Origin of the sequence: Janthinobacterium silvisoli, from assembly GCF_014200725.1 — a bacterium.
Taxonomy (GTDB): Bacteria; Pseudomonadota; Gammaproteobacteria; order Burkholderiales; family Burkholderiaceae_D; genus Janthinobacterium.
This window is the reverse complement of the sequence record NZ_JACHCL010000003.1, coordinates 534,068-548,799: the sequence shown is the minus strand read 5'-3', so window position 1 is coordinate 548,799 and position 14,732 is coordinate 534,068. Positions and strand designations below refer to the sequence as shown.

Annotated in this window: 12 protein-coding genes; 9 read left to right on the top strand and 3 right to left on the bottom strand. The window is 62.0% G+C overall.

All coding sequences use genetic code 11. From position 1 onward, the window contains the following. Positions 1-11: 11 nt before the first annotated feature. Both hydA and HDE75_RS18805 read left to right on the top strand, forming a co-directional pair. A complete protein-coding gene (gene hydA, locus HDE75_RS18810) occupies positions 12-1,403 on the top strand; it encodes a dihydropyrimidinase (RefSeq protein ID WP_183681056.1) in 1,392 nt (463 codons plus the stop codon). A gap of 12 nt (positions 1,404-1,415) precedes the next feature. Continuing rightward, a complete protein-coding gene (locus HDE75_RS18805) occupies positions 1,416-2,651 on the top strand; it encodes a Zn-dependent hydrolase (protein WP_183681054.1) in 1,236 nt (411 codons plus the stop codon). Here the strand turns inward: HDE75_RS18805 and HDE75_RS18800 are convergent, their stop codons facing one another. From HDE75_RS18800 to HDE75_RS18790, 3 genes are all read right to left on the bottom strand, one after another. After that, positions 2,652-3,935, bottom strand: a complete 1,284-nt coding sequence (locus HDE75_RS18800; protein WP_183681052.1) for a DUF445 domain-containing protein — start codon at positions 3,933-3,935, stop codon at positions 2,652-2,654. It lies immediately after the preceding gene. A 1-nt stretch (position 3,936) separates the two neighbouring features. Next, the gene (locus tag HDE75_RS18795; RefSeq protein ID WP_183681050.1) at positions 3,937-5,694 is read right to left on the bottom strand and encodes an allantoate amidohydrolase; all 1,758 of its coding nucleotides are present in this window, start codon (positions 5,692-5,694) and stop codon (positions 3,937-3,939) included. 88 nt (positions 5,695-5,782) lie between these two features. Further along, positions 5,783-6,721: a LysR family transcriptional regulator gene (locus HDE75_RS18790; RefSeq protein ID WP_183681048.1), complete on the bottom strand. Its 939-nt coding sequence runs from the start codon at positions 6,719-6,721 to the stop codon at positions 5,783-5,785. Between the two features lie 186 nt (positions 6,722-6,907). Here HDE75_RS18790 and HDE75_RS18785 point away from each other — a divergent pair, with 186 nt between their 5' ends. The 7 genes from HDE75_RS18785 (at position 6,908) to HDE75_RS18755 (ending at position 14,636) form a co-directional block, all read left to right on the top strand. Next, positions 6,908-8,140: a urate hydroxylase PuuD gene (locus tag HDE75_RS18785; protein WP_183681046.1), complete on the top strand. Its 1,233-nt coding sequence runs from the start codon at positions 6,908-6,910 to the stop codon at positions 8,138-8,140. 10 nt (positions 8,141-8,150) lie between these two features. Continuing rightward, on the top strand, positions 8,151-9,386 hold the full coding sequence (locus tag HDE75_RS18780; RefSeq protein WP_183681044.1) for an ArgE/DapE family deacylase: 1,236 nt from the start codon (positions 8,151-8,153) through the stop codon (positions 9,384-9,386). A 67-nt stretch (positions 9,387-9,453) separates the two neighbouring features. Then, positions 9,454-10,371 (top strand): LysR family transcriptional regulator, encoded by a 918-nt coding sequence (locus HDE75_RS18775; protein ID WP_183681042.1) that lies wholly within the window; start codon positions 9,454-9,456, stop codon positions 10,369-10,371. A gap of 115 nt (positions 10,372-10,486) precedes the next feature. Further along, positions 10,487-11,161: a DUF4286 family protein gene (locus HDE75_RS18770; RefSeq protein WP_183681040.1), complete on the top strand. Its 675-nt coding sequence runs from the start codon at positions 10,487-10,489 to the stop codon at positions 11,159-11,161. 102 nt (positions 11,162-11,263) lie between these two features. Then, complete coding sequence (locus tag HDE75_RS18765; RefSeq protein ID WP_183681038.1) at positions 11,264-12,592, top strand: MFS transporter; 1,329 nt, start codon at positions 11,264-11,266, stop codon at positions 12,590-12,592. Positions 12,593-12,597: 5 nt separating this feature from the next. Next, entirely contained in the window at positions 12,598-13,275 is a 678-nt protein-coding gene (locus HDE75_RS18760) for a DUF2848 domain-containing protein (protein ID WP_183681036.1), read from the top strand. A gap of 2 nt (positions 13,276-13,277) precedes the next feature. Further along, positions 13,278-14,636, top strand: a complete 1,359-nt coding sequence (locus tag HDE75_RS18755) for an amidase (protein WP_183681034.1) — start codon at positions 13,278-13,280, stop codon at positions 14,634-14,636. The last annotated feature ends 96 nt before the right edge of the window (positions 14,637-14,732 follow it).

The following is a 14,732-nucleotide window of genomic DNA, read 5'->3' as shown; positions in this document are numbered from 1 at the left end:
GAGACAGCAATATGACTACGCTTATCCGTGGCGGCACCGTCGTCAATGCCGACCGTGCCTTTCGCGCCGACGTACTGATCGAGGGGGACAAGATCGCCGCAGTCGGCGAAAACCTGGCCGTACCTGAGGGCGCCACCGTGATTGATGCGGGCGGCCAGTATGTGATGCCGGGCGGGATAGACACGCACACGCATATGAATCTACCCTTCATGGGCACGGTGACCTCCGACGATTTTTTCACGGGCACGGCGGCCGGACTGGCGGGCGGCACCACCACCATCATGGATTTCGTGATTCCCGCGCCGAAGCAGTCGCTGATCGAGGCCTATCAACAGTGGCGCGAGTGGTCGGCCAAGGCGGCGTCCGACTATACCTTCCACGTGGCGATCACCTGGTGGAGCGAACAGGTACATGAAGAGATGGGCACCCTGGTGCGCGAGCATGGCGTGAACAGTTTCAAGCACTTCATGGCCTATAAAAACGCCATCATGGCCGACGATGAAACGCTGGTAAAAAGCTTTACCCGTTCGCTGGAGCTGGGTGCGCTGCCTACCGTGCATGCGGAAAATGGCGAGCTGGTATTCCAGCTGCAGCAAGCCTTGCTGAAAAAAGGTATCACCGGGCCGCAGGCGCATCCGCTATCGCGCCCGCCGGCGGTGGAGGCGGAAGCGGCCAACCGCGCCATCGCGATTGCCAATGTCTTGAATACGCCCGTGTATATCGTGCACGTCTCCTGCGCCGAATCGCTGGATGCCATCACGCGGGCGCGCGCCAATGGCCAGCGCGTCTACGGCGAAGCGTTGGCGGGCCACCTGGTGATCGATGACAGTGTGTACCAGAGCGATGATTTCGATTACGTGGCAGGCCACGTCATGAGTCCGCCATTCCGCAGCAAGCACCACCAGGCGGCCCTGTGGCACGGCCTGCAAAGCGGCAACCTGCACACGACGGCTACTGACCACTGCACCTTTTGCGCCGAGCAGAAAGCCGCCGGCAAGCAGGACTTCACGCGCATCCCGAATGGCTGCGGCGGCGTCGAGGAACGCATGGCTGTGGTGTGGGATGCCGGCGTCAATACGGGGTTGTTGACGCCATCGGAATTCGTCAAGGTGTCATCCACCAATGCAGCGCAGATTTTCAATATGTATCCGCGCAAGGGTGTCATCGCCGCCGGCAGCGATGCCGATATTGTCTTGTGGGACCCGCAGGCGACGCGCACGATTTCGGCGACCACGCAATTTGCCAGGGGCGGTTTCAATGTGTTTGAAGGGCGCACCGTGCGCGGCATACCGGCTACCACCATCGCTGCCGGTAAGGTGGTATTCCATCGCGGTGAATTGATGGCGGTGGCAGGGGCAGGGCGCTATGTGGAACGGCCCGCTTTTTCCGCTGTAAGTGCATAACAGGAGAACACAATGAGTGAACTACGCATCAACGGTGAACGGCTGTGGGCAGCGCTGATGGAACTGGCGCAGATAGGCGCCACGGCCAAGGGCGGCGTCAAGCGCCTGGCCCTGACGGACCTCGACAAGCAGGGGCGCGACCTGGTGGTGGGCTGGGGCCGGGAAGCAGGCATGAGCATTACCATCGACCAGATCGGCAATGTCTTCATGCGCCGCGATGGCGTCGACAATTCCTTGCCGCCCGTGATGACGGGCAGCCATATCGACACCCAGCCCACGGGCGGCAAGTTCGATGGCAATTACGGCGTGCTGGCCGGCCTGGAAGTGGTGCGCACCCTGAACGATTTGAAGATCAAGACGCAGGCGCCGATCGAAGTGGCTTTCTGGACCAATGAAGAAGGCTCGCGCTTCGTGCCCGTGATGATGGGCTCGGGCGTATTTTGCGGCGCTTTTTCCCTGGAAACGGCGTATGCAGCGAAAGACACGGAAGGCAAGACGGTGGGCGAAGAGCTGGCGCGCATCGGCTACAAAGGCGAGCAGGTACCGGGCGACCACCCGATCGGCGCCTACTTTGAAACGCATATCGAACAGGGTCCCGTGCTGGAAGACGCCAATAAAGTCATCGGCGTGGTGCCGGCCGTGATGGGCTTGTCGTGGTACGACTGCGTGGTAACGGGCATGGAAGCGCATGCCGGCCCCACGCCCATGGGCTTGCGCAGGGATGCGCTGCAGGTGGCCACCACCATCATGCAGGAGGTCGTCGCCATCGCCAACCGCTACCCGCCGTACGGGCGCGGCACGGTGGGCATGGTGCAGGTGTTCCCGAACAGCCGCAACGTGATCCCCGGTGAAGTCAAGTTCAGCATCGACCTGCGCAATGTGAACGATGAACTGCTCAACATCATGCATGGCGAAATCACGGCCTTTATCGATGCCACGCGCGACAGGACGGGCCTGGGCATTACGCTGGAACGGGTATCTTATTATCCGCCTTGCCCCTTCCATCCCGATTGCGTGGGCGCCGTGCGCAACGCCACGGCCAAGTTGGGTTACTCGGTGATGGATGTGGTGTCCGGCGCCGGTCACGACGCCATCTATGCGGCCCGGCTGGCGCCGGCGGGCATGATCTTCGTGCCCTGCAAGGATGGCATCAGCCACAATGAAATCGAGGATGCGAAACCGGAGCACCTGGAGGCAGGATGCAATGTGCTGTTACATGCCATGCTGGAGCGCGCCGTCGCGGTGTAATTAAAGGGCGCGCAGGGCGGCAGTCAGCTGTGTACAGGCAAACAGCAGCAGGCCGATGATGCCGCCCACGATGGTGCCGTTGATGCGGATGAATTGCAGGTCTTTGCCGATCTGCAGTTCGATCTGGCGCGACAGGTCTTGCGGGTCCCAGTTTTTCACCGTGTCGCCGATATGGCGCGTCAGGAACAGGGCGAAGTCGGGCGCCATCGCGCGCGCCGCCTCCTGCAAGCGTTCATTGAGCGAGTCGCGCAGTTGCGGATTCTGTGCCAGCTCCTGGCCCAGCCAGCCCCCCATGGCGGCCACCTTCGCATGCAGCATCGAGTCGTTGTCTACGAGGTCTTGTTTCAGCCAGTCGCGCAATTGCTCCCACAGGCCATGCACATAGGAAGTGAGTACGACATCATTCCTGATATGCTCGCGCAGCGCTTCGCCCCTGGCGAGAAATACCGGGTCGGTTTTCAGGCGTTGGATCAGCTTGTGCACCGATGCGTCTATCTTGTGCCGCAACTGGTGCTCGGGATCTTGCGCGATGCGCCGCATGCTGCTATCTAACGCGCTGGCGATCAGTTCCGCACCGTGTTCGCCCAACCACGATGTCGGCAGCACTTTTTCCTTGCGCGGGTGTTCCGTCTTGAGCCAATGGACGATACTGTCGGCGATCAGTTCGCGGCTATCCGGTTCGCGCAGCACGGCCACCAGCTTGGCGATGGCCTCGTCCAGCAAGTCCTGGTGGCGGCCGTTGGCCGTCAGGGTTTCCAGGATCGCCCCCGTCGACTGCGACAGATCCACATTCGACAGCGCCTCATCGAAAGCCTTTTTGATGAAGGGGCGTATGCGCGCGTCGTCCGTCATGTCCAGCGCGGCTGACAGCATCTTCACCAGGTAGTCGCCCAGCAGGCCGGCATTGGCCGGCGCCGCCAGCCATTCCCCTATCATTTTGGCCGGATCATATTTGGCGATCAGCGTCACCAGCGAGTCCGTGTCGAGGAATTTTTCCTTGACGAAGCTGGCCAGGTTGACGGCGATCCTGTCTTTTCCCCGCGGGATGATATTCGTATGGCGTGAAATGAATGGGATCGGTATGGTGCGGAACAGGGCGGTGACGGCGAACCAGTCAGCCAGCGCACCCACCATGGCCGCTTCCGACACGGCTTTCAAGCCGTCGGTCCACAGGCTGCGCGGCAAAAAGGCCGTGACGATAAAGACGGCGCCTGCCGCCAGCAGGAAAAACAGGGCCAGCCGCTTGCTGCGGCGCAGTTCGGCGGCCTTGTCTTCGTTCGCCATGTTATGTGGCCTTGGGCTGGAACTGTCGCAAGAAGGCCAGCAGTGCGTGGGCGGCGATATCGGCGTCGTCGGCTGTCATGGTTTCCAGTGGATTGTGGCTGATGCCGCCATTGCCGCAGCGGGTAAACAGCATGGCCACGTCGGTGATGGAGGCCATGGCCATGGCGTCGTGGCCGGCGCCAGACAACAAGCGATAGGGTTCCAGACCCACCGATTCCACCGCCTCGCCAAGTTGCGCCATCAGCCACGGTGCGCACGGCGCCGCGCTGGCCGATAGCAGCAGCTCGATGTCCACATCGATCTGGCGCCGCGCGCAAATGGCTGCCACGCCATCGAGGATATCGTCCACGGCGGCCTGGCGTACACTATCGCTGGCTGCGCGTATATCGAGCGACAACTGGCAGGCGCCAGCGATCACATTGACGGAACCGTTGGGCACGTGCAGCTGGCCCACGGTGCCCACCAGCGCCTCGCCCTGGCTGCAGCGCTGTTCCACCAGCAGGATGATTTCGGCCGCTGCACTGGCCGCATCGCGGCGCATGCCCATCGGCGTGGTGCCCGCATGGCTGGCCAGGCCACCCAGCTTCAGCAGGTAGCGCGAACTGCCCGCGATGGCCGTGACGATGCCCAGCGGGTGATCGCGTTCCAGCAGCACGGGGCCCTGCTCGATATGCACTTCCACATAGCCGAGCAGGTCGGCCGGATCGCGTGCGATGGCGGCGATAGCGGTCGCGTCGTGGCCGGCGGCGGATAGTGCATCGCGCATGCTCACGCCCTCGGCGTCACGCTGTTCCAGCAGCGACAGGTCGAACTTGCCCGTGACGGCCGTGCTGCCCAGGAAAGTGCTCTTGAAACGCACGCCTTCCTCTTCGGCGAACGCCACGACCTCGAAGTGAAACGGTAGTTTTTCGCCGCGCTGATGCAGATGGCGCGCGACGGCGATTGGCAGCAGGATACCCAGGCGGCCATCGTATTTGCCGCCATTGCGCACGGTGTCGTAATGGGAGCCCGTCATCAGGCTTTTCGCGCCCGGCTCGTCAGACAGATAGCGCCCGACCACATTGCCCACCGCGTCGATATGCACCTGCATGCCGGCTTCCCGCATCCACTCGGCCAGTTGATCGGCCGTCTGGCGATGGGCCGGCGTCATATAGGCGCAGGTGAGGTTATAAGCACTGTCGCTCCAGCTAGCCAGGGTTTCCGCATGCTGCATGATGGCGGGGCCGAAAACCAGGCGCACGTCGAGCAAATCGTTCAGCCGCAGTTCGGCGATGCGCTTGATTTGCCGCAGCGACTCGGCCAGTTCATCTGCGCGGCGGTTTTTCAGGCGCCGCGCAAAGGTGGTGATAATCTCCTGGCGCGTCAGGCCGGCGCCGGTCGGACCTTTGACGGCCAGGATAAAGGGGAAGCCGAATTTTGCGTTGTAGTCGCTATTGAGGCGCTGCAGTGTAGAGAATTCTTCGGGACTGCACAGGTTCAGCCCGGACCTGGCTTGCTCGCGCGTGGATTCCGCCGTCAGCTGGCCGGCGATGGCGGCCTTGCCTGCCAGTTCGGGGTGGGCGCGTATCAGGCCCAACTGTTCGGCAGGCGAGGCTTGCGCCAGTACGTTCTGCAAGGCGCGTTTTAGGGCGGTGATGCTGCCGAAGGGCCGTGCTGCCGCCGCGCGCTGGGCGATCCAGGGCGAGTGTTCATAAATGCCGTGCAGCAGATCGACGAAGCCGATGTCGCTGCTGCTGTTCAAGTCTGAAAGTGTCGTCATGCTTGTCTCCATCGTGCTTATCCCATCATGCAAGCAGTGATGATAGCGTTCCGGCCATGCTTGCATTATATGCATGCGCGCATAATGCCTATCGCTGCACCAGTGCCTTGGCGGCCGCCGTGACCTGGTCGCGCAGCCATTTATGTTCGGGCGCCTGGTGCACGCGCTGGTGCCACAGCTGGTAAAAGCGCATCGGCGGAAATTTCAGCGGCACCGTATAGCTTTTCAGCGCCAGGCTCTTTTCATAGAAGCGCATAAACTGGCGGCCCGTCGTCAGTACCAGGTCAGTCTGCGTCAGCATATAGGGGATCAGGCCGAAATAGGCCGATTCCACCACCACGTTGCGCTGCAGGTTTTGCCGTTCCAGGAAGGAGTCGATCACGCCGTGGTAGCCAGGCATCATGGGCGAGGGCGCCACATGGGGCAGGCTCAGATAGTCGTCCAGGGTCATGGCGTCGCTGGCCGTGCGCCGCGCGTAGGCCGTTTCAGCATGCATGGCGCAGATGATGGGGTCTTCGAACAGCTTGGAGATATGCAGATGGGCCGGCGGTTCATCCCAGTTGGCGATCACCAGGTCCAGGCCACCGTCGGACAATTGGCGGATATGGTCGATGCCCGGCCCCAGGCTATGCAGCACCACACGGCTTCTGGGCGAACCGCGCCGCAACAGCGCCACCACGTTCGGCAGGAACTGGCTATCGAGATAGTCGGGTGCGGCGATATGAAAAGTGCGCGCTTCGTCCTGCGCCACGAACGGCGTCTTCTTGACGAACAGGCTTTCCGTCTGGTCGAGGATGCGCTTGGCCGGATTGAGCAGGCTTTCACCATGCTGGGTGGGCACCATGCCGCGCGCGCCGCGCACCAGCAGCGGATCGCCCGTCAGTTCGCGCAGCTTGCGCAGCGAGGCGGAAATCGAGGGCTGCGGCTGGTTCAGCTTGAGCGCCACGCGCGACACGTTTTTTTCCACCAGCAGCAGATACAGGATGCGGATCAGGTGCAGGTCGAGGTGTTGCGGCAGGCTGGACATGTGGCGGCGGCTTGGTTGTACTGCGGTGGTATATGGATACGGATATGTCAAATATACGGCATTTTTCATGTGATGGGACGTGAATCGGTTTATCTTGTGGACACTGGCGCAACAGTGTTGACAGTGCGCTCACCGGTCAGCGCTCGCCGCTTACTGCTTCACTTACTGCCTCATTCAAGGAAATGTATGGAAGTCTTTGCCTATCTGATTCCCTATGGCCTGGAATGGCTGAACCTGATCGTGCGCTGGTTGCACGTCATCACGGGCATCGCCTGGATAGGCGCCTCGTTTTATTTTGTCTGGCTCGATAATTCGATCCGCCCGCCGGCGCCCGGTTCCGACCTGGCGAAGAAGGGCGTTTCGGGCGAGCTATGGGCTGTGCACGGTGGCGGTTTTTATAATCCGCAAAAATATCTGGTGGCGCCAGCCGAACTACCCAAGGAACTGCACTGGTTCAAATGGGAAGCCTACACCACCTGGCTGTCGGGCATTGCGCTCTTGACCATCGCGTATTACTTCAATGCGCAAGCCATGATGATCGATAAATCCGTGGCCGATATCAGCAGCGGCCAGGCTATCGGCATCGGCATCGCCACGCTTGTCGTCGGCTGGACCGTGTACGACCTGCTGTGCCGCTCGCCGCTGGCCAAACATGAATTGTGGTTTGGGGTGACAGTGTTTGCCCTGATCGTCGGCGCTGCGTATGTGCTGACGCATTTGCTGAGCGGGCGCGCCGCCTACATCCATGTTGGCGCCATGATAGGCACCATCATGGTGGCTAATGTGCTGATGCTGATCATTCCCGGCCAGCGCAAGATGGTTGAAGCCATGGCGGCCGGCAAACTGCCCGATCCGCGCCATGGCCAGAAGGCCAAGCAGCGCAGCGTGCATAACAATTATTTTACCTTGCCGGTACTGTTCATCATGATCAGCAACCACTATGCGATGACCTATCGGAATGACCACGCCTGGCTGGTGCTAGCCATGATCATGGCGGCCGGTGTGTTCATTCGCCACTTTTTCAACCTGCGCCACAAGGGACGTGTTGAGTGGCACTATCCCGTCATCGGCGTGGCATTGCTGGTAGCGGTGGCTATAGCGATTGCGCCGAAAGCACCGGCGCCGGTGGCGGCGACGCCCGCGTCGGACGCGGCCTCGCAGTTTGTGGCGGCCCAGGCTATTATCACGCAGCGTTGCGCCACCTGCCACTCGGCGCATCCGACGCAGCCCGGTTTTGCGACCGCGCCATCCGGTATCATGCTCGATAGCGAACCGCTGATACGCCAGCATGCGGCGCAAATCTACAAGCAGGCGATTGAGCTCAAAGCCATGCCGATCGGGAACCTGACGAACATGACGGAAGCCGAACGCGCGCAGCTGGGCGCCTGGCTGCAACACACACTGCAGGGAGCACAATGAAAGGGACACCATGACTGCGCATGCCGAACAACTGAGCGCCTGGATCGACGCGCATTTCGACGAGGAGATCGCCTTCTTGCAGCGCGTGGTACAGCAGCCTACCGATACCCCGCCAGGCAATAACACGCCGCACGCGGAGCTGGTGGCGCAACTGCTGTCTGCCTATGGCTGGCAGGCGGAAAAACACGTGGTGCCGCAGGACCAGGTGGAAGCCTATGGCATGCAAAGCATCACCAACCTGATCGTGCGCCGCCCGTATGCACCGGGCGGGCCGACGGTAGCCTTGAATGCGCATGGCGACGTGGTGCCGCCCGGCGACAACTGGACGTATCCGCCGTACGGTGGCCAGGTGGCCGATGGCTATATCTATGGCCGCGCGACGGCGGTCTCGAAAGGCGATTTCGCCACTTACGTGTTTGCTGCGCGCGCGCTTGAAGCGCTGGGCGTACCGTTGAAGGGCAAGCTGGAACTGCACTTCACCTATGATGAAGAATTCGGCGGCTTGCTGGGGCCGGGCTGGCTGCTGGAACAGAAGCTGACGCGCCCCGATTTTGTGATTGCGGCCGGTTTCAGCTACAACATCGTCACCGCCCACAACGCCTGTCTGCAGCTGGAAATCACCGTGCACGGCAAGTCCGGCCACGGCGCCATGCCGGAAACAGGGCATGATGCGCTGCAGGCGGCCAGCAAGATCCTCAACGCCATCTATGGCCAGCTGCCGGAACTGAAAAAGATCAAGTCCGGCGTGTCCAGCATCGATTCGCCGACCATGCTGGTGGGCCGCATCGATGGCGGCACGAATACCAATGTGGTGCCGGGCAAGGTAGTCATGAAGATGGACCGCCGCATGATCCCGGAGGAAGATCCGGTGCAGGTGGAAGCGCAGGTGCGCGCGCTGATCGAGGACGCCGTGCGGGGCGAGGACGGCATCCGCGTGGAGATACGCCGCTTGCTGCTGTCGCATGCACTGCGGCCCTTGCCTGGTTCGCAGCAGCTGGTGGACAGCTTGCAGAAAAACGCGCGATCTATCCTCGGTGAGGAAATTCCAGCCCAGGGCACGCCGCTGTATGCCGACGCGCGTCTGTACGGCGAACACGGTATCCCGGCCGTGCTGTATGGCGCCGGCCCGCGCACGGTGCCGGAATCGAATGCGAAGAAGGCCGATGAAAGGCTGGCGCTGGACGATTTGCGCAAGGCCAGCAAGATCGTGGCGCTGACCTTGTACGACTTCCTGGCGCAGAAATAACAGACAGCTGATTTGGCTTACAATGGGGCGACGTCACGTTTTGTGAAGACTAGTGAAGAAGCCCCATTTGAATACCCGTTTTCTCGAAGCCTTTGTCTGGGCTGCGCGGCTGGGCAGTTTTCGTACTGCCGCCGACAAGCTCAATATCACGCAGGCTGCCATTTCCAATCGCATCGCCTCGCTGGAGCAGGACTTCGGCACGCGGTTGTTCGACCGCGATACGCGTGAAATCCGCCTCACTTTCGCCGGGCGCAACCTGCTCGGCTATGCCGAACGCATGCTCGAACTGTGCCGCGACATGTATGCAGCCAATTCCTCGCCCTCGCAAATCACCGGCGAAGTGCGCATCGGCGTGATCGAAACCATCGTGCATACCTGGCTGCTGCCATTTTTACAGCGGGTGCAGGAACGTTATCCAGGCATTGAAATCCAGTTGACATCGGAATCGACGCGCCGCCTGCACGAGCAGCTGCAGCAGGGGGAACTCGATATCGCCCTGCAGACGGACATGCTGACGGGCGACCATATCCGCAGCACCGGTAGCGGCGCCATCGCCATGGGCTGGGCGGGCCGTGCGGCCGACTGGCCGGCTGGCAGCGCGCCTTTTACGGTAGCGCAGCTGGCCGAACACCCGATCATCACCATGAACCGGGGTTCGCAGCCGCATTCCGCGCTCAAGGCGCTGTTCCAGGACGAAGGCGTGCAGCTGGGCCGCGTGCATTGCGTCAGTTCGATATCGGCCATCGTGCGCCTGGTGAAAGCGGGTTTCGGCATTGCCGTGCTGCCGCTGGCACCCCTGCGCGAAGAAATCGAGTTGGGCAATATCGCCCTGATCCCGTGTACCGGCACCCTGGCGCCGCAGCGTATCGTGATCAGCTATAGCGAAGATCTGACGACGGAAGCGATTCAATTGGTGGCCATGCTGGCCTGTGAAGAGGCGGCGCGGTTTACCGTTGGCCTGGGGGCGGAGTATGGAGTCGGGTAGGCCTCACTCCACAAGAAAAACTTATCAGTCGTCTTCAAAATAACCCGTTTGCCATGTAGTGGGGCGCCACCTATTCTAGGGTAGCACTCCACTTACAATGCAGAACGGAACCATCATGACGACGTCCCCCACCACTTTGCCTGGCATCCTGTTTGTCTGGACCAGCGCCGACCCTGAACACGAGATCGATTTCAACCGCTGGTATGACCGCGAACATGTGGAAGAACGCGTGCGCATTCCCGGCTTCGTCAGCGGCACGCGCTATCAGAGCGTGCGCGGCCCGCGCAAATATCTGGGCCTGTACCGCACCGTGTCGCTGGACGCCTTCCAGACGCCAGATTACTTCAAGGCCTTCCAGCAGCAGACGCCATGGTCGGTAACGAATCTGGGCCGCATGCGCGATCCGATGCGCCGCGTGTGCGCCATCGAGGCGGAAACAGGTTTTGGCACGGGCGCCTGGCTGGCCGTGCTGCGCCTGGGCGCGAAGACCATCGGCCAGGATGCGCAGGCGGTAGCTGGCCTGGCGGCACTGGGCCGTGAACTGCTGCAGATCGATGGCGTGATCGCCTCGCGCCTGCTGACGCCGGACACCAAGCTGTCGGGGCCCCTGCCGGCAGAACAGAAGGAAGGACGCGTACTGGACCCCATCTTCCTGATCGACACTTCCTCGGAAGCGGCTGCCCTGGCGGCGGTTGCCAGGGCGAGTACTGCGCTGGGACTGGATGCCGATGAAGCAGCCATCTTGCAGCTGTCCTGGCAATTGCGCGAGACGGACCTGCAAGCCGCCTGATTGCGCAAGCTTCTGGTCGCACTGATAAAACGAGACACGGGCCACGGCGCAGGGCATGCATCCTGCGCCGGGCCTGCAATAAACTGACGAGAGAGACAGGCAATGAGCACTTACACCTCCGCGCGTATTCCCGCGCATGACGGCACAGCGGCGCCAGCCGAAAAGCCGAAAACCGGCCGCCTGGCCACAGCCAGCATGGTCGGCACGACCCTGGAATGGTATGACTTCACCGTCTACAACACCATGGCTGCGCTGATCTTCAACCATTTGTTTTTCCCTTCCTTCGATCCGCTGACGGGCACCATCCTGGCCTTTTCCACCTACGCGGTCGGCTATATCTCGCGCCCGATCGGCGGCGTGATCTTCGGCCACCTGGGCGACAAGCTGGGGCGCCGCTGGGTATTGGTCGTGACCCTGATGCTGATGGGCGTGACGACAGGCCTGATGGGGCTCTTGCCCACGTATGCAACGGCCGGCATCTGGAGCCCGGTTCTGCTGGTGGCGCTGCGCTTCGTGCAAGGTATCGCGCTCGGTGGCGAGTGGGCGGGCGCCGTGCTGATTTCAGTAGAGCACGGAGCGGCCGACAAGCGCGGACGCAATGCCTCGTGGACGCAGGTGGGGCCATCGTTCGGCACCTTGCTGGCGACTGGTTGCATCGGCCTGATCACGTATTTTCTGCCGCATGAATCCTTCATGGCCTGGGGCTGGCGCATTCCATTTATCGCCAGCCTGCTGCTGGTGGTTTTTGGCATGTGGATACGCAGCGGCATCGATGAAACGCCGCTGTTCCAGGAACTCGACAAGAAGGATGCCAAGGCGGAAGCGCCGATCGGTGACGTGCTGCGTATCTACTGGCGCCGTTTGCTGATCGCCGGTGGCGTGCGCATCGGCTCGGACGTGCTGTATGCACTGGTGGTGGTGTTCACCCTGACCTATGTAACGACCGTGCTGCATCTGTCGTCAACCCTGGCGCTGACCGCCATCATGCTCGGCACCGCTTGCAATGCATTGAGCGTGCCTGTCTTTGGCGCCTTGTCGGACAAGATCGGCCGCCGCCCCGTGTATGCGCTGGGCGCCGTGCTGGGCTTGATCTGGGCCTTCGTCTTTTTCACCTTGCTGGATACGGCCAGCCCGGCTGCCATCGTCATCGCCGTCGTCGTCGGCCTGATCATCCACGCCATCATGTATGGCCCGCAGGCAGCCTTCGTGATCGAACAATTCCCCACCAAGGTGCGCTATGCGGGTTCCTCGCTGGCCTATACGCTGGCCGGCGTGATCGGCGGTGGCTTTGCCCCGCTGGTGATCGCCAGCCTGTACCGCTCCTATGCCAGCACCATGGCTGTCTCGCTGTATGTGGCGGCGGCTTTGCTGATCACCGGTATCTCGGTGTTTGCTGCACGTGAAACGGGCCGTGGCCCATTAGAAGAGTAGAAAATATGACGACCTTGAACTTTCAACTGACGGGCCATGGCCCTGTCACCTTCAACATCGACAATCTGATCATCGCCGGCTGGACAGGGCGCGACATGGCCATGGTCGAACACCATATCGCCGAACTGGAAGCGATTGGCGTGGCGCGGCCGAAAAGCGTGCCGACGTTTTACCGCGTGTCGGCAGCGCTGTTGTCCAGCGACGGCGCCATCGAAGTGCCGGGCAGGGACTCGTCGGGCGAGGCGGAATTCGTGCTGTTTTCCACCGAATTCGGCCTGCTGGTGGGCATCGGCTCCGACCATACGGACCGCAAGGTGGAAAGTTATGGCGTGACGGTGTCGAAGCAGATGTGCGGCAAGCCGGTCAGCGATACCCTGTGGCGTTACGACGATGTGGCGGCCCACTGGGACCAGTTGCAGATGCGTTCCTGGCGTGAGCGCGATGGCGCGCCAGCCTTGTATCAGGAAGGCCCTGTGACGCGCATGCTGGCGCCGCAAGACTTGATCCAGCGCTATACGGGCCAGGCGGCACTGCCGGTCGGCAGCGCCATGTTCTGCGGCACCCAGCCGATTATCGGCGAGATGGGCCACGGCGACGCCTTTGCACTGGAGCTGTATGATCCAGTCTTGCAGCGTCGCCTGCAGCATCGTTATGCGGTGCAAACCCTGCCCGTGGAAGGATAACAATGAGCAAGCAGCACAAGACTATCCGCGACCTGGCCGCCGACCTGGCCGCCGGCCGCATCACCAGCGTGGAACTGACGCAGCGCATGCTGGCGCGGGCCGAAGCCCATCGCGCACAGTGCGGCGTGGCCTATGTCAGCCTCGATGGCGAGCAGGCGCTAGCCGAGGCGCGCGCCAGCGATGCGGCGCGTGCGGCTGGCATCGTCGCTTCGCCGTTGGCTGGTATCCCGATCTCCATCAAGGATTTGTTCGACGTGCAGGGCCAGGTCAGTAGCGCCGCTTCGCTGGCGCTGGCCGACGCAGCGCCCGCCAGCACAGACGCCACCGCCGTGGCCCGTTTGCGCGCAGCTGGCGCCATCCTGCTGGGCCGCACAAATATGAGCGAATTCGCGTTTTCCGGCCTGGGCTTGAATCCCCATTACGGCACGCCCGTTAATCCGCTTGACCGTAGCCGCATCGCCGGTGGTTCCAGCTCGGGCGGCGCCGTCACGGTGGCGCTGCAGATGGCGGCCGGCGCGCTGGGTACGGATACGGGCGGCTCAATCCGCATTCCCGCCGCATTTTGCGGCTTGACGGGCTTCAAGCCGACGGCGTCGACCGTGCCGCTCACCGGCGCCGTGCCGCTATCGCGCTTGCTCGATTCGGCTGGCCCTATCGCGCACAGCGTCGATTGCTGCGCCATTTTGCATGCGGCGCTGTCGGGCCAGGACATCAGCCTCGATGCGCCGGCAGTGAAAGGATTGCGTTTCGGTTTTACCCGCGACTATGTGGGCGCCAATGTCGACGCGCAGGTGCAGCAAGCGTTTGATGCGGCGCTGGACCAGTTGCGCGCAGCGGGCGCACTGGTGGAACAGTTCGACTTCCCGGAACTGCTGGAGCTGCCCACCATTAATGGCGGCGGAGGCCTGGTGGCGGCCGAAGCCTGGCACTGGCACCGCGCGCTGCTGGAACAGAAGGGTGTTCAGTACGACCAACGCGTGGCGGCCCGTATCCGCCGTGGCCAGCAGCAGGGCGCGGCCGACTATATCGACTTGCTCGATGCACGCCGCCGCCTGATCGCCATAGCGCGCAGCCGCCTGGCGCCCTATGACGCCTGGCTGATGCCCAGCGTGGCTATCGTGGCGCCTGAACTGGCGCCGCTGGAACACGATGATGCGGCGTTTTTCGCCACCAATGGCCTGGTGCTGCGCAATACCAGCGTGATCAACTTCCTCGATGGCTGTGCGCTGTCTGTGCCTTGCCAGGCAGACGGCGAGCTGCCCGTGGGACTGGGGATTTGTGGGCTGGCTGGCCAGGATGCACAGATCCTGCGGCTGGGCCGCGCAGTAGAGACTTTGTTGCGGGTTCATGTACACAGGTAACTAAATAATGCTGCTGTGCAGTAATCGGGCCGGTTTGTCGTATGATAGGTGCTCTTGAGATAGATTAATAATTATCAACTTGACACTTATTAAGCG